The 21,987-nt window shown below is 64.0% G+C and carries 20 protein-coding genes; 17 read left to right on the top strand and 3 right to left on the bottom strand.

Annotated elements, in window-relative coordinates:
- Positions 1–53: 53 nt before the first annotated feature.
- The gene (locus tag ACF8ML_RS15240) at positions 54–3,158 is read right to left on the bottom strand and encodes an Rne/Rng family ribonuclease (protein WP_392407327.1); all 3,105 of its coding nucleotides are present in this window, start codon (positions 3,156–3,158) and stop codon (positions 54–56) included.
- Positions 3,159–3,693: 535 nt separating this feature from the next.
- Here ACF8ML_RS15240 and ACF8ML_RS15235 point away from each other — a divergent pair.
- The 4 genes from ACF8ML_RS15235 to ACF8ML_RS15220 are packed head-to-tail and all read left to right on the top strand — an operon-like array spanning position 3,694 to position 6,932.
- Positions 3,694–4,755, top strand: coding sequence for an RluA family pseudouridine synthase (locus ACF8ML_RS15235; protein ID WP_392407334.1), 1,062 nt, complete (start codon positions 3,694–3,696; stop codon positions 4,753–4,755).
- Between the two features lie 24 nt (positions 4,756–4,779).
- On the top strand, positions 4,780–5,466 hold the full coding sequence (locus ACF8ML_RS15230) for an HAD family hydrolase (RefSeq protein WP_016451169.1): 687 nt from the start codon (positions 4,780–4,782) through the stop codon (positions 5,464–5,466).
- A gap of 49 nt (positions 5,467–5,515) precedes the next feature.
- Positions 5,516–5,884: a Rieske 2Fe-2S domain-containing protein gene (locus ACF8ML_RS15225; protein WP_016451170.1), complete on the top strand. Its 369-nt coding sequence runs from the start codon at positions 5,516–5,518 to the stop codon at positions 5,882–5,884.
- A gap of 1 nt (position 5,885) precedes the next feature.
- Positions 5,886–6,932 (top strand): S49 family peptidase, encoded by a 1,047-nt coding sequence (locus tag ACF8ML_RS15220; RefSeq protein WP_392407326.1) that lies wholly within the window; start codon positions 5,886–5,888, stop codon positions 6,930–6,932.
- Positions 6,933–7,013: 81 nt separating this feature from the next.
- Here ACF8ML_RS15220 and ACF8ML_RS15215 read toward each other — a convergent pair whose 3' ends face one another.
- Both ACF8ML_RS15215 and ACF8ML_RS15210 read right to left on the bottom strand, forming a co-directional pair.
- Entirely contained in the window at positions 7,014–7,805 is a 792-nt protein-coding gene (locus ACF8ML_RS15215; protein WP_034363822.1) for an SAM-dependent methyltransferase, read from the bottom strand.
- Positions 7,802–8,422 carry a Maf family nucleotide pyrophosphatase gene (locus ACF8ML_RS15210; RefSeq protein WP_016447799.1) on the bottom strand — a complete coding sequence of 207 codons (621 nt, stop codon included), beginning with the start codon at positions 8,420–8,422 and terminating at the stop codon, positions 7,802–7,804. The genes ACF8ML_RS15215 and ACF8ML_RS15210 overlap by 4 nt, the downstream gene beginning before the upstream one ends.
- A gap of 25 nt (positions 8,423–8,447) precedes the next feature.
- On the opposite strand from ACF8ML_RS15210, the gene ACF8ML_RS15205 reads away from it, so the two are divergent.
- From ACF8ML_RS15205 to lepB, 13 genes are all read left to right on the top strand, one after another.
- A complete protein-coding gene (locus ACF8ML_RS15205; protein WP_392407325.1) occupies positions 8,448–9,017 on the top strand; it encodes a YceD family protein in 570 nt (189 codons plus the stop codon).
- Between the two features lie 137 nt (positions 9,018–9,154).
- Positions 9,155–9,337, top strand: a complete 183-nt coding sequence (gene rpmF / locus ACF8ML_RS15200) for a 50S ribosomal protein L32 (RefSeq protein ID WP_012207072.1) — start codon at positions 9,155–9,157, stop codon at positions 9,335–9,337.
- A gap of 113 nt (positions 9,338–9,450) precedes the next feature.
- Entirely contained in the window at positions 9,451–10,491 is a 1,041-nt protein-coding gene (gene plsX / locus ACF8ML_RS15195; RefSeq protein ID WP_016451174.1) for a phosphate acyltransferase PlsX, read from the top strand.
- A 5-nt stretch (positions 10,492–10,496) separates the two neighbouring features.
- Positions 10,497–11,474, top strand: coding sequence for a beta-ketoacyl-ACP synthase III (locus tag ACF8ML_RS15190; protein ID WP_016447796.1), 978 nt, complete (start codon positions 10,497–10,499; stop codon positions 11,472–11,474).
- Positions 11,475–11,531: 57 nt separating this feature from the next.
- A complete protein-coding gene (gene fabD / locus ACF8ML_RS15185) occupies positions 11,532–12,476 on the top strand; it encodes an ACP S-malonyltransferase (RefSeq protein WP_026062373.1) in 945 nt (314 codons plus the stop codon).
- Positions 12,473–13,219, top strand: a complete 747-nt coding sequence (gene fabG / locus ACF8ML_RS15180; RefSeq protein WP_016447794.1) for a 3-oxoacyl-ACP reductase FabG — start codon at positions 12,473–12,475, stop codon at positions 13,217–13,219. The genes fabD and fabG overlap by 4 nt, the downstream gene beginning before the upstream one ends.
- A gap of 149 nt (positions 13,220–13,368) precedes the next feature.
- The gene (acpP, locus tag ACF8ML_RS15175; RefSeq protein WP_003058049.1) at positions 13,369–13,608 is read left to right on the top strand and encodes an acyl carrier protein; all 240 of its coding nucleotides are present in this window, start codon (positions 13,369–13,371) and stop codon (positions 13,606–13,608) included.
- Positions 13,609–13,647: 39 nt separating this feature from the next.
- Entirely contained in the window at positions 13,648–14,892 is a 1,245-nt protein-coding gene (gene fabF / locus ACF8ML_RS15170; protein WP_016447793.1) for a beta-ketoacyl-ACP synthase II, read from the top strand.
- 644 nt (positions 14,893–15,536) lie between these two features.
- Positions 15,537–16,166 carry an RNA polymerase sigma factor RpoE gene (rpoE, locus tag ACF8ML_RS15165; protein WP_016447792.1) on the top strand — a complete coding sequence of 210 codons (630 nt, stop codon included), beginning with the start codon at positions 15,537–15,539 and terminating at the stop codon, positions 16,164–16,166.
- Positions 16,167–16,239: 73 nt separating this feature from the next.
- Positions 16,240–16,953, top strand: coding sequence for a sigma-E factor negative regulatory protein (locus tag ACF8ML_RS15160; RefSeq protein ID WP_392407324.1), 714 nt, complete (start codon positions 16,240–16,242; stop codon positions 16,951–16,953).
- A 305-nt stretch (positions 16,954–17,258) separates the two neighbouring features.
- Positions 17,259–18,728, top strand: a complete 1,470-nt coding sequence (locus ACF8ML_RS15155; protein ID WP_016447790.1) for a DegQ family serine endoprotease — start codon at positions 17,259–17,261, stop codon at positions 18,726–18,728.
- A gap of 429 nt (positions 18,729–19,157) precedes the next feature.
- Positions 19,158–20,966 carry a translation elongation factor 4 gene (gene lepA / locus ACF8ML_RS15150; RefSeq protein ID WP_016447789.1) on the top strand — a complete coding sequence of 603 codons (1,809 nt, stop codon included), beginning with the start codon at positions 19,158–19,160 and terminating at the stop codon, positions 20,964–20,966.
- Positions 20,966–21,943, top strand: coding sequence for a signal peptidase I (gene lepB, locus ACF8ML_RS15145; protein ID WP_016451178.1), 978 nt, complete (start codon positions 20,966–20,968; stop codon positions 21,941–21,943). The genes lepA and lepB overlap by 1 nt, the downstream gene beginning before the upstream one ends.
- Positions 21,944–21,987 lie beyond the last annotated feature (44 nt).

Genomic DNA, 21,987 nt, shown 5'->3' with positions numbered 1-21,987 from the left:
GCGGCAGAAACAAACAGGGGCCGCGAGGGCCCCTGTGTCGTCACTGTCTGTGGTCAGACATGGGCCACGCCCTGCGGTTGCTGCTCGAATGGCAGCTGCAGGTCGCTCAGGTCCTTGCGTGTTTCCACGAGGATCAGAGGACCGTCATCCAGCACGACCATGGGCGGGCGCTCGCGCACGACGCGCTCGGGCTGCGGTTCGGCCGCGATGGCTGCCTGCGCAGCGGCCACCTTGTCGGCATCGGAGCCCACCCATTGCAGGCCCGAGGCGGCGGCCAGCGCCTGCAGCTCGGACACGGGCAACTGGTAGGCCTGGACCTTGGGCAGGCCGCGTTCTGCGGTTGCCTCAGCGGCCTTGGCTGCAGCGGGCTCGGCTGCGGCAGAAGCGGCAGGTGCAGCAGGTGCTGGCACGTCTGCCGTCACGGCAGGGGCCGCCACAGGGGCCGGTGCGACCGGCGCGAAGGCCGCGCTCTGCTGCTCGGGCACCGCGACGGGTTGCTGCACTTCCACAACTGCCGCAGGCTGTGCGGCCACTGGGGCTTCGGCCACGGCTTCGGGGGCCTGGACTTCGGCAGCAGAGTTGGCGGCGTTGAAGTAGCTGCGACGGGCTGGCTGCTGGTCCTGCTCGGGCACGGAGGCCTCGAAGGACTGCACGGCTTCGCCTTCGGCTTCACGCGGCGCGCGCTCTGCACGGTCACCGCGATCGCCACGCTCGCGGCGGTCACGGCCGTAGCGGTCGCGCGAACGACGCTGGCGCGGCTGCTCTTCGCCGGAGGCGGGAGCAGCGTTGTCCAGGGACTGGTCCTGCTGCTGGGCCTGGTTGTCCAGCTTTTCTTCGGACTCGGGCGCGACTTCGAACTGACGGGGCTGGCGCTCGCTGCGTTCACCGCGTTCGGCGCGATCTCCACGCTCGCCTCGTTCACCGCGCTCGCGGCGGCCTTCGCCGCGTTCCTGGCGGTCGCCACGCGGCGCGCGCTCGGGACGCTGCTCGAGGGTGCTGCCATCTGCCGCCAGGGCTGCGGAGGCGTTCACGGCCTCCAGCGGCTGGCGGTTTTCGCCGTCGCGGCTGCGCTCGCCACGGCCGCGGCGTTCGCCGCGGTCGGTGCGTTCACCGCGCTCGCCACGATCCGGGCGCTCACCACGTTCACCGCGTTCCGTGCGCTCGCCACGCTCGGCATTGCGGCGGTTGCGATCGCCACCGCCAGCCTGGCGCTCGGCGTTGGGGGCGCCGGCGCGCTCACCGCTGCGCTCGGTGCGCTCACCACCACGCTCGCCATTGCGTTCGTTGCGGCGGCCACGGCTGTCGTTGCGGCCGTCACGGCGACCTTCGCGTGCGGGGGCTTCGGCAGCCGGCACGGGCGCTGCGACCGGCGCAGGTGCCGCGCCAAAGCCGAACAGGCTCTTGAGCCAGGCAAAGAAGCCTTGTTCGCGGACCACGACGGGGGCGGCGGCCGGTGCGGGCGCTGCCGCCGTGGCTGCAGGCTTGGCGTCGCGCTGCTGGCCGTTGGCCGGGCGGTTGCGGCTGCCTTCGGGACGGGGCTCGGCAATGGGAGCCGGCATGTCCGGCAGCACACCCTTGATCATGGGTGTCTGCTTGTTGGTGGGCTCCTGCGAGCGGCGTGTCACCGTGGTTTCGGTGTCCAGCTCTTCGGCCAGCTTGTAGCTGGCTTCCATGCTTTCCAGGCGCGCATCGTCATGCTTGAGGCGCTCGAGCTTGTAGTGCGGCGTGTCCATGGACTTGTTGGGGACCATGATCACGTTGACGCGCTGCTTGAGTTCGATTTTGGTGATCTCGCCGCGCTTTTCGTTGAGCAGGAAGCTGGCCACTTCCACGGGCACCTGGCAGTGCACGGCGGCCGTGTTGTCCTTCATGGACTCTTCCTGGATGATGCGCAGGATCTGCAGCGCAGAGCTTTCCGTGTCGCGGATATGGCCGGAGCCGCCGCAGCGCGGGCAGTTGATGTGCGCGCCTTCGGACAGGGCGGGCTTGAGGCGCTGGCGGCTCATTTCCATGAGGCCGAACTTGCTGATGGTGCCGAACTGCACGCGCGCACGGTCCTGGCGCAGCGCGTCGCGCAGGCGATTCTCGACTTCGCGGCGGTTCTTGCTCTCCTCCATGTCGATGAAGTCGATGACGATCAGGCCGCCCAGGTCGCGCAGGCGCATCTGGCGCGCGACTTCGTCGGCGGCTTCCAGATTGGTGCGGGTGGCGGTTTCCTCGATGTCGCCGCCCTTGATGGCGCGGGCCGAGTTCACGTCGATGGAGACCAGGGCCTCGGTGTGATCGATGACGATGGCGCCGCCCGAGGGCAGGGTCACGGTGCGCGCGTAGGCCGATTCGATCTGGTGCTCGATCTGGAAACGGCTGAACAGGGGGGCATCGTCGCGGTAGCGTTTGACGCGGGCGGCATGCTCGGGCATGACGTGCTGCATGAACTGCTGCGCCTGCTCGTAGATGTCGTCGGTGTCGATGAGGATGTCGCCGATGTCGCCGTTGAAGTAGTCGCGGATGGCGCGGATCACCAGGCTCGATTCCTGGTAGATCAGGAAGGCGCCCTTGGCCGACTTGGCTGCGCCGTCGATGGCGTTCCACAGCTTGAGCAGGTAGTTCAGGTCCCACTGCAGCTCGGGCGCGGTGCGGCCGATGCCGGCGGTGCGCGCAATGATGGACATGCCCTTGGGGTACTCGAGCTGGTCCATCGCCTCCTTGAGTTCGGCGCGGTCCTCGCCCTCGATGCGGCGCGAGACGCCACCGCCGCGCGGGTTGTTGGGCATCAGCACCACATAGCGGCCGGCCAGCGAGATGAAGGTGGTCAGGGCCGCGCCCTTGTTGCCGCGCTCTTCCTTCTCGACCTGGACGATCAGTTCCTGGCCTTCACGGATGACTTCGTTGATGCGGGCCTGGCTGGGCGAGACGCCTTCGGCGAAATACTGCTTGGAGATTTCCTTGAAGGGCAGAAAGCCGTGGCGGTCTTCGCCGTAGTCGACGAAGCAGGCCTCAAGGCTGGGCTCCACGCGCGTGACCACGGCCTTGTAGATGTTGCCCTTGCGCTGCTCGCGTCCTTCGATCTCGATCTCGTAGTCGAGGAGCTTTTGTCCATCGACGATGGCAAGGCGCCGCTCTTCCGACTGCGTGGCGTTGATGAGCATCCGTTTCATGATGCGTTTCCTTTATTCGTTTTCTCTGGGGCGCGCCGGGGTGCAGCCTCTGCTGCCAGACCGTCACGCCTTTGACTTGTAATCAAAGACAGGCTCGCGAGGGAGCCGAGATGCCGGACTGACGCATTGAAACGAAAGGAATCGCCGAATGCCTTGCTTCTTGAGACCTGGCTCAAGTCAGCAATGGGGGCAAGGGCAGGGGGACGAGAGCGATGAGAGAGGCACGCCGTCCAGCTTCAAGCGAAGCTGCTGCACGTGCGGGGCAGGCGGGAGGCTTGGGGGCGGCAATGATCCTGGGCGCAGGCGTTTTCCTGCTCCACAGCGTGACCATCCATGCCCAAAAGATCCACATGCTCGCTTTTGATCCGCTGGCAGCGGCGGACGCCGGGTCCGACCCCTTCTGCCAGCTTGAGATTCCGTATCAGTGTTTCAATTCGTCAGCCACAACCGATGCAACGACGAACTTCGCAGGCCATCTTTTCCTGCTGTTTCGCGTGCATGACACCGGATGGCATCGACCTGCCTGTGCGGGGAAATGGTTGTTTGGACTAAACTCCATGAGAATCAACCACTTATAAATAGTTCGGCACAGGTGAAACACATTATAGAGGGCAAACCGGCAGACGACCGTTCCCTGAACGTAGCCACTGCCGCAGTGCGGCTGATCGAAGTCGATGACGATTCGGCCGGACAGCGGTTGGACAACTTTCTCATACGCCATCTCAAGGGCGTTCCCAAAACCCATGTCTATCGCATCATCCGCAGTGGAGAAGTGCGCATCAACAAGGGGCGCGTCAGTGCGGAAACCCGCGTCTCGACCGGCGATGTCGTTCGCGTGCCGCCCGTGCGCATTTCCGAAAAAGCCGCCGAAAAGGCCGAGCGGCCTGCACCCGCCAGGGATTTCCCCAGTCTGCTGGAAGACGAGCATCTGATCGCCATCGACAAGCCTGCCGGTGTGGCCGTGCACGGGGGCTCGGGCGTGAGTTTTGGCGTCATCGAGCAATTGCGCCAGGCGCGGCCGCAAAGCCGCTTTCTGGAGTTGGTGCATCGGCTCGACCGCGAGACATCCGGCATCTTGCTGGTGGCCAAGAAGCGCTCGGCGCTGACGCATCTGCAGGACCAGTTCCGCGAGCGCGAAACCGGCAAGACCTATCTGGCGCTGGTCCAGGGCACCTGGCCTGCCAATCGCAAGGTGATTGATCTGCCGCTGCACAAATACCTGCAGGCCGACGGCGAGCGCCGCGTGCGGGTGACCACGGCCGATGATCCTGACGGCATGCGCTCCGTCACGCTGGTGCGCGTTCGCAGCACGCTGGCGCCCCAGCCCCTGCTGGGTCTGCCGGCCATGAGCCTGCTGGAGGTGACCATCAAGACCGGGCGCACGCACCAGATCCGCGTGCACCTGTCCAGCCAGGGGCACCCGATTGCGGGGGATGACAAGTACGGGGACTTCGACCTGAACCGCCGGTTGCAGAAACAGGGGCTCAAACGCATGTTCCTGCACGCATGGCGGCTACAGTTCACACACCCGTCCAGTGGTGAGCGGGTGGAATTGCGCGCCGAGCTTCCCGAGGAGCTGGCCCGTTTCGCCGGCTGACGCCGGATTTGACTCCTTGCAGACATGACAACTCCTGGTTCTTCCGAGATATACCGTGCGCGCCGCTTCGACCTCATTGCCTTCGACTGGGATGGGACGCTGTCGGATTCCACCGCGGTGATCGTCAAGTGCATTCAGGCGGCCGTGGCCGATGTGGGAGGCACGCCCCCCAGCAATGAGGCGGCCTCCTATGTGATCGGCATGGCGCTGATGCCGGCATTGGCGCGTGCGGCGCCCGATGTATCGCCCGAGAAATACCCGGAGCTGGGCAACCGCTATCGCCACCATTTCATCAAGCATCAGGACGACATCAGCCTGTTCGCCGGCGTGCTGCCCATGCTGGCGGCGCTGCGCGAGCGCGGCCACCTGCTGGCCGTGGCCACGGGCAAGAGCCGGCGCGGTCTGAACGATGCGCTGCAGGACCCGCAACTGCGCGGCATGTTCGACAGCTCGCGCACGGCGGACGAAACCGCCGGCAAGCCCAACCCGCTGATGCTGCAGGAGCTGATGGCCGAATTCGGCGTGGAGCCTGGCCGCGTGCTGATGATCGGCGACACCACGCACGACCTGGAACTGGCCCGCAATGCTGGCTGTGCCAGCGTGGGCGTGGGCTATGGCGCGCATCCCACCGACGGCTTTGGCGTGCTGCAGCCGTTGCATGTGGCGCAGAGTGTTGCGGATTTGCATCAGTGGCTGCTGGCCCATGGTTGAGTCGTCATGGCCGCGTCAGCGCGGGAATCCATGCTTGTGAGGTGTGCTGGTGACCGTTGATCGCATTGTTTTGTGTGCCAGCGAGGCCTTGCAGGAAGGTGCGAATGCCGTGCCTTTCGACGTGGTCTACGCGGGGCATGCCTGCCGCGCATTCGCCATCCGCTTCGAGGGACAGGCGCATGCCTATCTGAACCGCTGCACGCACGTGGCCATGGAGATGGACTACCAGCCAGACCGCTTTTTCGATGATTCCGGGCGTTGGTTGCTGTGCGCAACCCATGGTGCGGTCTATGCGCCGGACAGCGGCGCCTGCGCTGGCGGCCCCTGCCGTGGCGGCCTGGTGAAAATCTCCCTGAGCGAAAGCGCGGGGGTGGTGCACTGGCATACTGCCGATAACCTGAAACCCGTTGAGTTCTGACATGACTTCCCCCATACCCCCGGAAAATCCTGGCTCCGCATCGCACCCTTCCCCGGGTGCGGACCTGTGGGCCCGGGCCACGCCCGCCGCGGCGGCTGCCGATGCGCGAATGGCGGCATCGAGCGGCTGGGAGCGGGACGTGCTGGAAAAGCTGGTCTTCGCCACCATCAACGAGCAGCGCGCCTCGCGCCGCTGGCGCCTCTTCGGCCGCCTGCTGTGGACGGCACTCATCCTGGTGGTCCTGTGGGTGCTGTTTGCCAAGGACACGGCGACCACGACCAGCTCCTCTCCGCATACCGCAGTGGTCGAGGTCAAGGGCGAGATCGCTGCAGGCGCCGACGCCAGCGCGGAATTCGTGGTGGCCGCCATGCGCAGCGCCTTCGAGGACTCGGGCTCGCGTGCCGTCGTGCTGCTGATCAACTCGCCAGGCGGCAGCCCGGTGCAGGCCGGCATCATCAATGACGAAATCGTGCGGCTCAAGGGCAAGTACGACAAGCCCCTGTATGCCGTGGTGGAGGAAACCTGCGCTTCGGCTGCTTATTACATTGCTGCCGCAGCCGACGAGATCTTTGTCGACAAGGCCAGCATCGTGGGCAGCATCGGCGTGCTCATGGATGGCTTCGGCTTCACGGGCGCCATGGAAAAGCTGGGCGTGGAGCGCCGCCTGCTGACGGCTGGCGAGAACAAGGGCTTCCTGGACCCGTTCAGTCCCATGTCCGAAGCACAGCGCGCCCATGCCCATCAGATGCTGGGCCAGATCCACTCGCAGTTCATCAATGTGGTCAAGGCCGGCCGTGGCGATCGCCTGCACGAGACGCCCGAGACGTTCAGCGGCCTGTTCTGGACGGGTCAGCAGGCCGTGGAGATGGGCCTGGCCGACAAGCTGGGCAGTCTTGACTACGTGGCCCGTGAGGTGGTCAAGGCGGAAGAGGTGGTGGATTACACGCGCCGCGACAACGTGGCCGAGCGCCTGGCCAAGCGTTTTGGCGCGGCCTTCGGTGGAGGTGCCGTTCAGGCGCTGCGCTCCAGCCTTCCGTCTCTGCGCTGATTTCCCTGGCGTCTGCCAAGATGCAAAAAGCCCGCCTTCTTGTGGAAGGCGGGCTTTTTTTGCTCATCGAGGAAGACAGTCTCAGCGACCGATGGAAAATACCACCGGTGTGCGGTTGTCCGGCACTTCCTTGTGCTGGCGCCATTCGCGCACCAGACGGCTTTCGATGCGGGCGCTCTCCAGTGTCAGGCCGCAGGCCAACGCCAAACGGGTATGGGGTTGCAGCGTCTGCAGCAGGGCCTGCCACAGCGCGGCGTTGCGGTAGGGCGTCTCTATGAACTGCTGGGTCTGGCCTTGGCGCAATGCCAGGGTTTCAAGCTCCTTGATGCGCTGAACCCGCCCGCCAGCGTCCTGCGGCAGGTACCCCACAAAGGCATAGTTCTGTCCGTTGAGTCCGCTGGCGGCCAGAGCCAGCAGCAACGACACCGGACCGATCAGGGGCACGACCCGTATGCCCAGATCATGCGCGGCGCGCACGATGGAGCTGCCGGGGTCGGCCACGGCGGGCATTCCGGCCTCGCTGACCAGTCCCATGTCGTGGCCCAGCAGCAAGGGGGCGAGCAGTGGCTTGGCATCGAAGACCGCCGCGCCCTTGTCGCCGTGGTCGCCCTTCTTGTGGGCCTCGCGCGGCAGTTCTGTGATCTGCTGGGCTTGCAAGGGCTGGGCCAGGGCGTGCAGTGCGTCAATGCGCTTCAGGTAGGCGCGCGTGCTTTTGGCGTTTTCGCAGATCCAGTGGGTCAGGCGTGCAGCGGTGCGCAGTGTTCCATCGGGCAGGACCTGCGTCAGCGGCGTTTGCTCGTCGCAGCCGAAGTCCAGCGGCGCGGGCACCAGATAGAGCGTTCCTCTGGTGGGTTGGGTTGCAGCATCGTTCATGGCAGCACGGCTCCTGCGGCGCGCAGCAGCTGGCATGTGCGGATCAGCGGCAGGCCGATCAGCGCCGTGGGGTCGTCGCTGACGATGGCGTCGAGCAGGGCGATGCCCAGTCCTTCGCTCTTGGCGCTGCCTGCGCAGTCATAGGGCTGCTCGGCGCGCAGGTAGCGTTCGATCTCCGCGTCGTTGAGATCACGAAACCGGACCTGGACGGTGACCACATCGGTCTCGGCAAAGCCGCTTTCCCGGCAGACCACGCTCACGGCGGTGTGGAAATTCATCTGGCGCCCGCTCATCTGGCGCAGTTGTTCGGTGGCGCGCTCGTGGGTGCCGGGCTTGGACAGCGGCATGCCATCCAGCTCGGGTACCTGGTCGGAGCCGATGACGACGGCGCCCGGGTGCAGCGCCGCCACGGCCTGTGCCTTGGCCAGGGCCAGTCGCAACGAAAGTGCATGCGGTGTTTCGCCGGTCAGCGGTGTCTCATCGACTTCCGGGGACACAGTCTGGAATGGTAGTTGCAGCCGCTCCAGAAGTTCGCGGCGGTAGCGTGAGGTGGAGCCAAGGATCAGGGGGCGTGCCAGGCCGGGAGCCTGGGCTAAGGCGAGGTGGGAAGCTTGCATGCCCGGATTCTCTTACACTGCCCGCATGAGCAAGGAATTTTCTGCGGTCCGTCTCGATGTTCGCGCTTTTGCGCAATCGGCGGGCCATCTCCAGGGTCAGTCGGCGCTTTCGGCCTTTCCTCGTCTGGCCGAGGATGCGCAGCCGGATGCGCAGCCGGATGCCGCTGATGGGCACGGCGAGGTGCACTGGCAGGCTGACGGCGAACTGGTCGAGCAAACCGGCGGTTCGGGCCAGGTCTGGCTGCATCTGCAGGCCGATGCTGTCGTTCCGATGGTGTGCCAACGCTGCCTCACTGTGGCACCCATCTCCCTCCAGGTCGATAGGTCTTTCCGCTTTGTTGCGGACGAGACCACGGCCGAGTCCGAGGATGACGAGAGCGACGAGGACCTGCTGGTGCTCAGCCGCGAATTCAACCTGCTTGAACTCATAGAGGATGAGCTGCTCATGGAGTTGCCCGTGGTGCCACGCCACGACAGCTGCCCCGAGCCGGTGAGCATGCAGTCCAGCGACGCAGACTTCGAGCAGGCCAGCGAGGACAAGCCCAATCCATTTGCCGTGCTGCGCGGGCTGGATGTGGGCAAGTCAGCCGACTGATTGCGATGTCCGGAAAAAAGGCCGAGGCCGGGAAAAGCGATTGCGCTATAATCAAGGGCTTCGCGCGAAACCCCCTCGTGTCTTTAATGGGCTGATCGCGTTTTTTACCAACCCTTTTCAGATACACAGGAGCCATCATGGCTGTTCAGCAGAACAAGAAGTCCCCCTCCAAGCGCGGTATGCACCGTTCGCACAACGCACTGAATGTGCCTGGCATTGCCGTGGAACCCACCACCGGTGAAACCCATCTGCGTCACCACATCAGCCCCAACGGCGTGTACCGCGGCCGTCAAGTGCTGAAGAACAAGTCCGAAGCCTGATCTTCGACCGTTCCCGCAGGGCCCGCGGCTACAGTTTTCGTAGCGCGGGCTTTTGTTTTTTCTGATGGTTGCTCCTATCTTTCCAGGCCTTGTAACAGGCTTGCCAGTCGCACATGATCACTTTGGCCGTTGACTGCATGGGGGGTGATCACGGCCCCCGCGTCACGCTTGCGGCGTGCCGCCAGTTCCTCGATTCCCACCCCGATGCCCGGCTGCTGCTGGTCGGCCAGCCCGATGCGCTGGCTGGCTTTGCGCATGAGCGCGCCAGTGTGGTGCCGGCCTCGGAAGTGGTCGGCATGGATGATCCGATCGAGATGGCGCTGCGCAGGAAGAAGGATTCCTCCATGCGCATCGCCATCCAGCAAGTCAAGGATGGCGCGGCTGCCGCTGCTGTGTCGGCTGGAAACACGGGTGCGCTGATGGCCATCTCGCGCTACCTGCTCAAGACACTCGATGGCATTGATCGCCCTGCCATCGCGCCCCAGTTGCCCAATGCCAAGGGCGAGGCCACCACGGTGCTGGACCTGGGTGCCAATGTGGACTGCTCGGCCGAGCATCTGCTGCAGTTCGCCGTCATGGGCTCGGCCCTGGTGTCTGCCCTGAACAACGAAGAGGCGCCCTCGGTGGGTCTGCTCAACATTGGCGAGGAGCAGATCAAGGGCAGCGAGGTCATCAAGCGCGCTGGCGAACTGCTGCGCGCGGCCGGCAAGGCCGGTCATCTGAATTTCTACGGCAACGTCGAAGGCAACGACATCTTCAAGGGCACGACCCAGGTCGTGGTCTGTGATGGCTTTGTGGGCAACGTGGCTCTCAAGTCTTCCGAGGGCGTGGCGTCCATGATCTCCAATGCCCTCAAGCAGGAGTTCAAGCGCAACATCTTCACCAAAATGGCGGCTATCGTTGCCTATCCGGTGCTAACTGCTTTGATGAGGCGCGTGGATCATCGCCGCTACAACGGCGCGGCGCTGCTGGGCCTTCGCGGGCTGGTCTTCAAAAGCCATGGATCGGCCGATGCCTTGGCTTTCGAGCACGCGCTGAAGCGCGCGTATGATGCGGCCCGCAACAACCTGCTCGACCGTGTCCGTACCCGTATCTCCGCAGCCCTGCCTCTGTTGCTGGCTGCGCAGTCGGAATCGGGACCGTCGGCGCCCTAATACAGATGAGACGCTACGCACGCATCACCGGCACGGGCAGTTACCTGCCACCCCGCCGACTCACCAATCACGATCTGGCAGCCGAACTGGCCCAGCGCGGCATCGAGACCTCGGACGAGTGGATCGTCGAGCGCACCGGCATCCATGCCCGACACTTTGCCGCGCCAGAAGTGGCCAGCAGCGATCTGGCCTTGGAGGCATCGAAGAAGGCGCTGGAAGCCGCCGGCTGCCAGCCGCAGGATATCGATTTGATCATCGTCGCCACATCGACGCCGGACATGGTCTTCCCGTCCACGGCATGCATCCTGCAAAACAAGCTCGGCGCCAATGGCTGTGCGGCCTTTGATGTGCAAGCCGTATGCAGCGGCTTTGTCTACGCCCTCACCGTGGCCGACGCCATGATCCAGTCCGGCGCTGCGAGCCGCGCGCTGGTGGTGGGCTCCGAAGTATTCAGCCGCATCCTGGACTTCAACGACCGGACGACCTGCGTGCTGTTCGGTGACGGTGCTGGAGCCGTGGTGCTGGAGGCGTCCGAGCAGCCAGGCATCCTGGCTTCCGACCTGCATGCCGACGGCAAGCATGTCGGCATCCTGTGCGTGCCAGGCAATGTCTCCGGTGGCCAGATCCTCGGTGATCCGCTGCTGAAGATGGATGGGCAAGCCGTGTTCAAGCTGGCGGTCGGCGTGCTGGAGAAGGCTGCTCGCGCCACGCTGGACAAGGCAGGGCTCACCGATGCCGACATCGACTGGCTGATCCCCCATCAGGCCAACATCCGCATCATGCAAAGCACGGCGCGCAAGCTCAAGCTGTCCATGGACAAGGTGGTGGTGACGGTGGACCAGCATGGCAACACGTCGGCTGCCTCGATCCCCCTGGCGCTGGACCACGGCGTGCGCAGTGGCCAGGTCAAGCCCGGTCAGACCGTGCTGCTGGAAGGTGTTGGCGGCGGCTTCACCTGGGGCGCGGTACTTCTCAAGATGTGATGCGGGATGCCTGCCTGAGGGCAGGCGCCCATGGCGCGGCCTTTATTTTTGAAAATCATGAAGAAGTTTGCATTCGTCTTTCCTGGTCAGGGTTCGCAATCGGTAGGCATGCTCGACGGATGGGGTGACCATCCCGTCGTGGCCCAGACCTTGGTCGAAGCCTCCGATGCCCTCGGCGAAAACATCGGCCAGCTGATCCAGCAGGGGCCGAAGGAAGCTCTGGCGCTCACCACCAATACCCAGCCCGTGATGCTGGTGGCCGGTGTGGCTGCCTGGCGCGTCTGGCAGGCCGAAGGCGGCGCGCTGCCCGACGTTGTGGCGGGCCACTCGCTGGGTGAGTACTCGGCCCTGGTCGCGTCAGGTGTGCTGACCCTGGCCCAGGCTGCGCCGCTGGTGCGGCTGCGCGCGGCTGCCATGCAGGAGGCCGTTCCCGTGGGAACCGGTGCCATGGCTGCCATCCTGGGGCTGGATGCCGACAAGGTGCGCGCAGGCTGCGCAGAAGTCACGGCGGCATTGGGTGGTGCGGAAGTCGTAGAGGCCGTGAATTTCAACGACCCCTCGCAGACCGTGATTGCCGGCAGCAAGGCGGCTGTCGAGAAGGCCTGCGAGGCCCTCAAGGCCGCAGGCGCCAAGCGCGCGCTGCCGCTGCCGGTGTCGGCGCCTTTCCATTCCAGCCTGATGAAGCCTGCGGCCGAAAAGCTCAAGGCGGCGCTGGCTGCCACCGTGCTGGCTGCACCGCGCATCCCAGTACTCAACAACATCGATGTGACTGTGCAGCAGGATGCCGACGCCATTCGCGATGCGCTGTATCGCCAGGCCTTCGGCCCGGTGCGCTGGGTGGAATGCGTTCAGGCCATGAAGGCCCGCGGCGTCGTCCACCTCGTCGAGTGCGGTCCCGGCAAGGTGCTGATGGGCCTGACCAAGCGGATTGACGCGGACCTGACGGCCGCTGCCCTCTATGACCCGGCCACGCTGGCTGACGTGAAAGAATCCCTCGCATGACTGACAACCAGAACAAGCCCCAGGTTGCCCTGGTGACGGGTGCCTCGCGCGGCATCGGTGCCGCCATTGCCCAGGAGCTGGCAGCACGCGGCTACCGCGTGATCGGCACGGCCACCACCGATGGTGGTGCCGAGAAGATCAGCCAGGCCCTGTCGGCCCATGAAGGCTGCCGTGGCGTGAACCTCAATGTCACGGACGTGACCGCCGTCGATGCCCTGATCGACAGCATCGTCAAGAATGACGGTGGCCTGCATGTGCTGGTCAACAATGCCGGCATCACGCGCGACACCCTGGCCATGCGCATGAAGGACGATGACTGGGATGCGGTGATCGACACCAATCTCAAGGCGGTTTTCCGAGTCAGCCGTACGGCCATTCGGCCCATGATGAAGCAGCGCTTCGGACGCATCATCAACATCACCAGCGTCGTTGGTGCCTCCGGAAACCCCGGTCAAGCCAACTATGCAGCTGCCAAGGCCGGCGTTGCCGGCATGACGCGTGCGCTGGCCCGTGAACTGGGCAGCCGCGGCATCACGGTCAATTGCGTGGCTCCGGGCTTCATCGCCACCGACATGACGGCGGAGCTGCCTGAAGAGCAGAAAAATGCCCTGAAATCGCAGATCGCCATGGGTGATCTGGGCCAGCCCAGCGACATCGCCCATGCCGTGGCCTATCTCGCATCGGCGGGCGCAGGCTACGTCACCGGCCAGGAATTGCACGTCAACGGCGGCATGTACATGTAAGCGCTGCGGCGGCTGCGGGCAGATCCCTGCCAGAAGCCGCCGTTGCTTGCAACCGAAGAGGCCGTTTCCTCGCGACGGCCGGCTGAAGAGGGCGTAAGGTCCGAAACGGCTAGAATCGCGGGTTCATTCACAACCCCCAGAGGGAAACCATGAGCGATATCGAAGCACGTGTCAAAAAAATCATTGCCGAACAACTCGGCGTTGAAGAGTCTCAAGTCACCAACGAAAAGGCCTTCGTGGCTGATCTGGGTGCTGACTCCCTGGACACGGTGGAGCTGGTGATGGCCCTGGAAGATGAATTCGGCATCGAGATCCCCGACGAAGACGCGGAAAAGATCACGACGGTGCAAAACGCCATCGACTACGCCAACACCCACCAGAAGGCCTGACAGGGCCCTGACCCGAGCGATCAGCAGAAGGTTTTACGCATGAGCCGTCGTCGCGTTGTCGTGACCGGCCTGGGTTGCATCTCCCCCGTGGGTAACACGGTGGGCGACGCCTGGGCCAATCTTTTGGCCGGCCAGTCCGGCATTGACCTCATCACCAAGTTCGATGCCTCGAACTTTGCCTGCAAGATTGCGGGCGAGGTCAAGGGATTCGATGTGGAGTCGTACATGAGCGCCAAGGATGCGCGCTCCATGGACACCTTCATCCATTACGGCATCGCTGCTGCGGCGCAAGCCGTGCAGGACTCAGGTCTGCCCACGGGCGAGGCCTTGTCGGATGATCTGGCTACGCGCATCGGCTGTGTGATCGGTTCGGGCATCGGCGGCTTGCCGCTGATCGAGAACACCCACGCAGAACTGGCTGCGCGCGGACCGCGCCGCATCACGCCGTTCTTCGTGCCTGCCTCCATCATCAACATGGTGGCTGGCCATGTGTCCATGCGGTTTGGCTTCAAGGGGCCGAATCTCGCCGTGGTGACTGCCTGCACGACCGGGCTGCACTGCATAGGCGAAGCAGGACGCATGATCGAATACGGCGATGCCGATGTGGTGGTGGCTGGTGGCACGGAAGCCACGGTCTCCCCGCTGGGCGTCGGCGGCTTTGCCGCCATGCGCGCACTGTCCACGCGCAATGATGATCCCAAGGCCGCCTCGCGTCCCTGGGACAAGGACCGCGACGGCTTTGTGCTGGGTGAAGGTGCAGGCGTGCTGGTGCTGGAAGAGTACGAGCATGCCAAGGCCCGCGGTGCCAAGATCTATGCTGAACTGTGCGGCTACGGCATGAGTGCCGATGCCGGCCACATGACGGCGCCCAACATGGACGGCCCGCGCCGCGCCATGCTGTCAGCTCTGCGCAACGCCGGCATCAACGCCGACCAGATCGACTATCTGAATGCGCACGGCACATCCACGCCGCTGGGCGACCTCAACGAGACCAATGCCATCAAGGCGGCTCTGGGCGATCACGCCAAGAAAATCGTTGTCAGCTCGACCAAGTCCATGACCGGTCACCTGCTGGGTGGCGCTGGCGGCATCGAGAGCGTCTTCACCGTGCTGGCACTGCACGAGCAGAAGATTCCCCCGACCATCAATCTGGACAACCAGGATCCCGAGTGCGATCTCGACTACTGCGCCAACACGGCACGGGATGCGAAGATCGAAGTAGCAGTGAAAAACAACTTCGGGTTCGGTGGCACCAACGGAACGCTGGTGTTCAAGCGAATCTGAGGCCTGCACACCTCACCATGAAAAGCCCGCCCCGCAAGGGAGCGGGCTTTTTTATTTCTCCCATGGGTCAGGGCGCGTCCGGCAGGGGTGGAACGCATGTCAGACATGCTGCGGTTTTGCGACACTGCAGGCATGACGTCACGCCATGCCCCGCCCGCAGTCCGCCATCCGCTGAATCCACCGCGTGGGTCGGTCGCATGCCTGTGCGCGCTTTGGCTGCTGGCGGCCATGCTTTTGCTGGCGTGGGCGCTTGATCTACAGTCCGGATGGGGGCCTGCCGTCGTGGCTGTCACGGGTTCTCTGGTTGCAGCTGCAGGCATGTGGCATGGATGGTGCGCCCTGGGCAGAGGCTTTGTTGCATGGGATGGCGCGCAGTGGTGGCTTGGTGAGGTAGCCGCTGCCCACGATGCGCAGCCGGTGCTGCTGCAGGTGCGCGCTGACGGTGGTCAATGGCTATGGGCGCAGGCCAGACCCGTTACGACGGGGTCTTTGCGCTGGCGAAGCTCCCGCTGGCTGCTGCTGTCTTACAGGCAGAGTCCTGAAACCTGGGGTGATTTGCGGCGTGCTGTATATTTCCCGCCCAGACCTACAGAACGCGCGCAGTGACTGCGCCAGGGCCGCCACGGCCCGTCTTCACCGATTTCATGACGCCTCCCGAATTCCCGCCTTCTTCTGCCGACAGCGACCTGGCTCTGGTCGAGCGCACCAACGCAGGAGACATGCGGGCCTTCGAGCTGCTGGTCATCAAGTACCAGCGCCGCATCGAGCGCCTCATTGGCCGCATGGTGCGCGACGTGGACCTGGTGCCTGACATTGCGCAGGAAACCTTCATCCGGGCCTATCGGGCGCTGCACCAGTTCCGGGGTGATGCCCAGTTCTACACCTGGCTGTATCGCATCGCCGTGAATACCGCCAAGAAGGCGCTGCTGGACATGAAGCGCTCGCCGCTGATCACCGAAAGCGCGTTACACAACGGGGATGACGATGATGAAACTTCCCGGCTCAGCCAGGAACTAACCACCGAAGAAACACCCGAAACGATCCTGGCGGCCCAGGAGATTGCCCAGGCAGTCAACGCCGCCATGGAGGCCTTGCCCGAAGATCTCCGTCAAGCCGTCACGTTGCGGGAAATCGAAGGCCTGAGCTACGAGGAAATCTCGAACGCCATGGGTTGTCCCATAGGCACCGTGCGTTCACGCATCTTCCGTGCACGCGAAGCGATTTCAGCGAGAGTCAAGCCTTTGCTGGAGCGCCAGTCTGGCAAGCGGTGGTAGCAACGGGTGATGGCCATCGGGTGGCGCATTTTTTGGGTACAGGGTCTCAGAGCAGACAGGCAGGTGATTGATCATGAATGACGATCTGACGAAGCGCGAACAATTGTCGGCATTGGCTGATGGCGAACTCTCTGCCGCGGAGCTGCAGGCCGCGCTGGCCTATGCGCAAAGCGATGCAGGCCAGCAGGAATGGCGCATGTACCACCTGGTGGGCGATGTGCTGCGCTCTCCTGAGCTGGCGCACCACAGCCGGCACGATCTGCTTTCCGGAATCCGCTCCCAGTTGGCCAACGAGCCGCGCCGCCCCCTGGTTCCCGTCGCCGCAGACGAGCTGGAGCAGGTCGCGCGCCCGGCGCACGGCAGGGCCGTCGTCAATGGCGCGCCGCTGCACGATGCAGCCAATGCGTCGGTATTCCGCTGGAAGATGGCTGCGGGTTTTGCTTCCGTGGCGGCCGTGGCTGCCATTGGCTGGAGCGTGATGCTCAGCGCGCCTGCAGGCCCCGGTGCGGCGCCGGGCCGGGCATTGGCCGCCCTAGAAACGGGGGCGCCTGCAGCGGCTGCTGTCGCTGGAAATGCCCAGGACTTCCCCCTCGGAGATACGGCCCAATCCTCTTCGGTGGTGGCTGTTGCAGGCCCTTACGGCCAAAGCGTCATGCTGCGTGATCCGCGCCTGGATGCGCTGCTGGCCTCCCATCCGCAATACAGTGGTCCGGCCACGTTGCAGATGCCGGCCAGCTTCCTGCGCAATGCCAACTTCGCCTCGGCACCGCGCGCGAACCAGCGCTGAATCCCGCAGGAGAGCATGACTCTCCTGCCTTCTTTTGCACCCGCGTCCAGCCGTTCGGCATTGAAATGGACTCGGGTGCAGTCATTTGTGGCCCATGCACGGCGGTTCGCGCCGCATGCATGCTGCCGATTCGGGAACTAACAGCGTCTTTCAGGCTTCTGAGCCATCGTCTGGCCGGTGCATGCCGGGACTGCGCCAGAATGTGGCGTTCGTCCGAGATGCAAGTCGGCACCGCGTATCTGAACAGGCCGCCCGGGCGCAATGGGAACGGGGGCAACACAATGATTGAGAAGGAAAGGATCACCATGACCACAGTTCGATGGAAGACGCTGCAGTCCTGCACACTGGCAGGCGTTCTGGCGCTGGCTGCTGGCAGCGCCTCAATGCTGGTGCCGGTGAGTGCCGCTCATGCGCAAAGCGGTGCCGTGGTGCGGGGTCTGCCGGACTTCACCGACCTGGTCGAGCAGGTAGGGCCTTCCGTGGTCAACATCCGCACGTTGGAGAAGGCGTCGGCCAACTCTGCCGAGGCGCTGGGCATGGATGAGGACATGCTCGAGTTCTTCCGCCGCTTCGGCCTGCCCGTGCCCAATGTGCCGCGCCAACGCCCCCAGCCGCGTTCACAGCCTGACGAGGAACAGCCGCGTGGCGTGGGGTCGGGCTTCATCCTGACGGCGGACGGCTTTGTGATGACCAATGCCCACGTGGTCGAAGGTGCTGACGAGGTCATCGTCACGCTGACCGACAAGCGTGAGTTCAAGGCCAAGATCGTGGGCAGCGACAAGCGCACCGACGTGGCTGTGGTCAAGATCGATGCCACCGGACTGCCCGCCGTGAAGATCGGCGACGTGAACCGTCTCAAGGTCGGTGAGTGGGTGATGGCCATCGGATCGCCCTTCGGCCTTGACAACTCGGTCACCGCAGGCATCGTCAGCGCCAAGCAGCGCGACACGGGAGACTATCTGCCCTTCATCCAGACCGATGTGGCCATCAATCCCGGCAACTCGGGCGGCCCGTTGCTGAACATGCGCGGCGAGGTCGTGGGCATCAACAGCCAGATCTATTCGCGTTCCGGCGGTTTCATGGGGATCAGCTTCGCGATTCCGATCGACGAGGCCGTGCGCGTCAGCGACCAGCTGCGCGCCACCGGCAAGGTCACGCGAGGGCGCATCGGCGTGCAAATCGGGCAGGTCACCAAGGACATTGCCGAATCCATCGGCCTGGGCAAGGCTCAGGGTGCGCTGGTCTCTGCCGTGGAACCCGATTCCCCAGCCGCCAAGGCCGGCGTCGAGGCGGGTGACGTGATCATCAAGTTCGATGGGAAGGCCATTGAGAAGGTCGCCGACCTGCCGCGTCTGGTGGGCAACACCAAGCCCGGAACGCGCAGCACCATCACCGTATTCCGCCGCGGAGCCGCCAAGGATCTGACCATGGTGATCGCCGAAGTCGAGCCCGATGGCGCTCCCCAGGCAAAGGCTGCAGGCAAGGGCAGCACCCTGGTCTCCCAGTCGCTGGGCCTGACGCTGGCCGAACTCACGGATGCCCAGAAAAGGGAATTGGGCATCAAGGGTGGTGTCCGCGTGACGGCCGCTGTCGAGGCAGCAGCACGCGCAGGCCTGCGCGAAGGTGATGTGATCCTGCAACTGGCCAATGTCGAGGTCACGGGGCTCAAGAGCTTCGAGGCCACGCTGGCCAAGGTGGACAAGAGCAAGCCGGTGAACCTTCTGGTGCGCCGCGGCGAATGGGCTCAGTACGTGCTTATCCGTCCTGCCCGCTGAGGGGTTGGGGCAGGCCGGTTTTTCGGGGTACTGGGGAATACCCTCGGAATCCGGATCAAGGCCTGCCCATGCCCCTTGGGGCATTGGGTAAAATGCCCCACCAAAGCGTGACGGCTCAAGGCGTCAGAAACCTGTTTTCAAAGAGGATTGTTGCGGTGCAAAAGCACCGCACTATCCGGTGATCGACGGGCTAGAAATGGCTTGTCGGGTCTGTTGATAAACTGTTGATAAATAATTGTGACAGATCAAGACCGGAGCTTTGCAGGCCTTGTCAGGGCTTGGTTTCCAGCCCTTTTTGCCTACAATAAAGTCCCAACTATCGCAGTTGCCAGAGATTGTTGGTTCGGGGCGCGTCGTTCATGGACGCGCCCTTTTTTCTTGCGCGCCGACCCTGTCGTTTTCCACTTTCACTAGCAGTCCTTCTCGTTGATGAACCACATCAGAAATTTTTCCATCATTGCGCACATCGACCATGGCAAGTCGACGCTGGCCGACCGCCTGATCCAGCGTTGCGGAGGCCTGGCTGACCGTGACATGGAAGCCCAGGTGCTGGACTCGATGGATATCGAGAAAGAGCGCGGCATCACCATCAAGGCGCAGACGGCTGCCCTGCAGTACAAGGCCAAGGATGGTCAGGTCTACAACCTCAACCTCATCGACACGCCCGGCCACGTGGACTTCTCGTACGAAGTCTCGCGTTCCCTGTCGGCCTGCGAGGGAGCGCTGCTGGTGGTGGACGCCTCTCAGGGCGTAGAGGCACAGACCGTGGCCAACTGCTATACCGCGCTGGATCTCGGCGTGGAAGTGACGGCCGTTCTCAACAAGATGGATCTGCCGCAGGCTGACCCCGACAACGCCAAGGCAGAGATCGAGGACGTCATCGGCATCGATGCCAGCGATGCCATTCCCTGCTCGGCCAAGACCGGCATGGGCATCGACGAGATCCTGGAGGCCGTGGTTGCCAAGGTGCCGCCGCCCAAGGGCAATCCCAATGGCCAACTGCGCGCCATGATCATCGACAGCTGGTTCGACACTTACGTGGGCGTCGTGATGCTGGTGCGCGTGGTCGATGGTGAACTCAAGCGTGGCGAGCGCTTCAAGATGATGGCTTCGGGCGCTGCCTACGAAGCCAACAACCTGGGCGTGTTCACTCCGGCCGACGTGCCGCGCGACGCGCTGCGCGCCGGCGAGGTGGGTTACATCATCGCCGGCATCAAGGAGCTCAAGGCAGCCAAGGTGGGCGACACCATCACGCTGGAAAAGAAGCTTCCCAACAATCTGGGCCCTGCCACCGAGGCCCTGCCCGGCTTCAAGGAAATCAAGCCCCAGGTGTTCGCGGGTCTGTACCCCACCGAAGCCAGCGAATATGACCAGCTGCGCGATGCGCTGGAAAAGCTGCAGCTCAACGATTCGTCCCTGCAGTTCGAGCCTGAAGTCTCTCAGGCGCTGGGCTTCGGCTTTCGCTGCGGCTTCCTGGGCCTGCTGCACATGGAAATCGTGCAGGAGCGCCTGGAGCGCGAATTCGACCAGGACCTGATCACCACCGCGCCCAGCGTGGTCTACGAAGTGGTCAAGGGCGATGGCGAGGTCATCCAGGTCGAGAACCCGTCCAAGATGCCCGATGCCGGCCGTATCGAGGAGGTGCGCGAGCCCATCGTGACCGTGCACCTGTACATGCCCCAGGACTATGTGGGCCCGGTGATGACGCTGGCCAACCAGAAGCGTGGCGTGCAGATCAACATGCAGTACCACGGCCGCCAGGTGATGCTCACCTATGAGATGCCGCTGGGCGAGATCGTGCTGGACTTCTTCGACAAGCTCAAGTCGGTCTCGCGCGGCTATGCCTCCATGGACTACGAGTTCAAGGAGTACCGCGCCTCCGACGTGGTCAAGGTGGACATCCTGCTCAACGGCGAGAAGGTCGATGCGCTGTCCATCATCGTGCACCGCTCCCAGGCCACGTACCGCGGCCGGGCCGTGGTGGCGAAGATGCGCGAGATCATCAGCCGCCAGATGTTCGACGTGGCCATCCAGGCCGCCATCGGGGCCAACATCATTGCTCGGGAAACCGTCAAGGCCATGCGCAAGAACGTGCTGGCCAAGTGCTATGGCGGCGACATCACCCGCAAGCGCAAGCTGCTGGAGAAGCAAAAGGCCGGCAAGAAGCGCATGAAGCAGATCGGTTCGGTGGAAGTGCCTCAGGAGGCCTTCCTGGCCATCTTGCAAGTGGAGGATTGATGCAAGCCATGCAATGGATTACGGCCGTCGTGCTGGCGGCTTTCGTGGGCTATATCGGCGCCTGGTACACGGGCTTCATCGAGGGCAACTTCGCGTTGCTGCTGTTCCTGGCCACCGTGGTCACGGGCCTGTACTGGGTGGCCGAACGGCTGTATTTCCTGCCCCGCCGCCGCCGCGCCGCCGTGGCCATCGAGGAGGCTGCCGTGGCGCGCCGCGCAGAACTCGACCGCATGGGCATCGCCAAGACCGACATCGAGGTGTCGGAAGAGGCCAAGGGCCGCATCCTCATGCAGCCCTGGTGGCTGGACTGGACCGCGGGCCTGTTCCCCGTGATCGCCATCGTCTTTGTCCTGCGCTCGTTCCTGTTCGAGCCGTTCAAGATTCCCTCGGGCTCCATGATCCCCACGCTGCTCGTGGGCGACCTGATCCTGGTGAACAAGTTCACCTACGGCGTGCGCCTGCCGGTGATCAACACCAAGATCACCCAGGGCCAGCCGCTGCAGCGCGGCGATGTGGTGGTGTTCCGCTATCCTCCGCAACCCAGCCTGGACTACATCAAGCGCGTGGTGGGCCTGCCGGGTGACGAGATCTCCTATCTGAACAAGCGGCTGACGGTCAATGGCAAGGAAGTCCCGGTCAGCGAACTGCCTGACTTCTTCGACAAGGACGCGATGCGCTACTTCAAGCAGTACGAGGAGTCGCTGGGCGACAAGCCGCACCGCATGATCGTGAACCAGGACGTGCCCGCATTCATCCAGGGTGCCAGCGGCTTCGAGTTCCGCGAGAACTGCCGCTACAGCGTCGAAGGCATCACCTGCAAGGTGCCCGAGGGCCAGTACTTCATGATGGGCGACAACCGCGACAATTCGCTGGATTCCCGATACTGGGGCTTTGTGCCCGACAAGAACATCGTTGGCCGGGCCTTCTTCGTCTGGATGAACTTCGGGGATTTCAAGCGCATCGGCGGCTTCCATTGATCACATGCATGCCTGAGGGCCAGATGCCCCCAGGCATGCGCGAG

Origin of the sequence: Delftia sp. WSY_10 (assembly GCF_043104705.1) — a bacterium.
Lineage (GTDB): Bacteria > Pseudomonadota > Gammaproteobacteria > Burkholderiales > Burkholderiaceae_C > Comamonas > Comamonas tsuruhatensis.
The sequence above is the reverse complement of the archived record's forward strand: the minus strand, read 5'-3'. Positions and strand labels throughout refer to the sequence as shown.

What these genes read in the sequence shown, in the direction of transcription:
- rpoE (WP_016447792.1), top strand. Translation starts at nt 15,537, where the DNA reads ATGACGCCTCCCGAATTCCCGCCTTCTTCTGCCGACAGCGACCTGGCT.
- ACF8ML_RS15230 (WP_016451169.1), top strand. Translation starts at nt 4,780, where the DNA reads ATGACAACTCCTGGTTCTTCCGAGATATACCGTGCGCGCCGCTTCGAC.
- fabF (WP_016447793.1), top strand. Translation starts at nt 13,648, where the DNA reads ATGAGCCGTCGTCGCGTTGTCGTGACCGGCCTGGGTTGCATCTCCCCC.
- fabD (WP_026062373.1), top strand. Translation starts at nt 11,532, where the DNA reads ATGAAGAAGTTTGCATTCGTCTTTCCTGGTCAGGGTTCGCAATCGGTA.
- ACF8ML_RS15155 (WP_016447790.1), top strand. Translation starts at nt 17,259, where the DNA reads ATGACCACAGTTCGATGGAAGACGCTGCAGTCCTGCACACTGGCAGGC.
- lepA (WP_016447789.1), top strand. Translation starts at nt 19,158, where the DNA reads ATGAACCACATCAGAAATTTTTCCATCATTGCGCACATCGACCATGGC.
- ACF8ML_RS15215 (WP_034363822.1), bottom strand. Translation starts at nt 7,805, where the DNA reads ATGAACGATGCTGCAACCCAACCCACCAGAGGAACGCTCTATCTGGTG.
- ACF8ML_RS15190 (WP_016447796.1), top strand. Translation starts at nt 10,497, where the DNA reads ATGAGACGCTACGCACGCATCACCGGCACGGGCAGTTACCTGCCACCC.
- acpP (WP_003058049.1), top strand. Translation starts at nt 13,369, where the DNA reads ATGAGCGATATCGAAGCACGTGTCAAAAAAATCATTGCCGAACAACTC.
- ACF8ML_RS15210 (WP_016447799.1), bottom strand. Translation starts at nt 8,422, where the DNA reads ATGCAAGCTTCCCACCTCGCCTTAGCCCAGGCTCCCGGCCTGGCACGC.
- ACF8ML_RS15205 (WP_392407325.1), top strand. Translation starts at nt 8,448, where the DNA reads ATGAGCAAGGAATTTTCTGCGGTCCGTCTCGATGTTCGCGCTTTTGCG.
- plsX (WP_016451174.1), top strand. Translation starts at nt 9,451, where the DNA reads ATGATCACTTTGGCCGTTGACTGCATGGGGGGTGATCACGGCCCCCGC.
- ACF8ML_RS15235 (WP_392407334.1), top strand. Translation starts at nt 3,694, where the DNA reads ATGGTTGTTTGGACTAAACTCCATGAGAATCAACCACTTATAAATAGT.
- ACF8ML_RS15160 (WP_392407324.1), top strand. Translation starts at nt 16,240, where the DNA reads ATGAATGACGATCTGACGAAGCGCGAACAATTGTCGGCATTGGCTGAT.
- rpmF (WP_012207072.1), top strand. Translation starts at nt 9,155, where the DNA reads ATGGCTGTTCAGCAGAACAAGAAGTCCCCCTCCAAGCGCGGTATGCAC.
- ACF8ML_RS15220 (WP_392407326.1), top strand. Translation starts at nt 5,886, where the DNA reads ATGACTTCCCCCATACCCCCGGAAAATCCTGGCTCCGCATCGCACCCT.
- fabG (WP_016447794.1), top strand. Translation starts at nt 12,473, where the DNA reads ATGACTGACAACCAGAACAAGCCCCAGGTTGCCCTGGTGACGGGTGCC.
- ACF8ML_RS15240 (WP_392407327.1), bottom strand. Translation starts at nt 3,158, where the DNA reads ATGAAACGGATGCTCATCAACGCCACGCAGTCGGAAGAGCGGCGCCTT.
- lepB (WP_016451178.1), top strand. Translation starts at nt 20,966, where the DNA reads ATGCAAGCCATGCAATGGATTACGGCCGTCGTGCTGGCGGCTTTCGTG.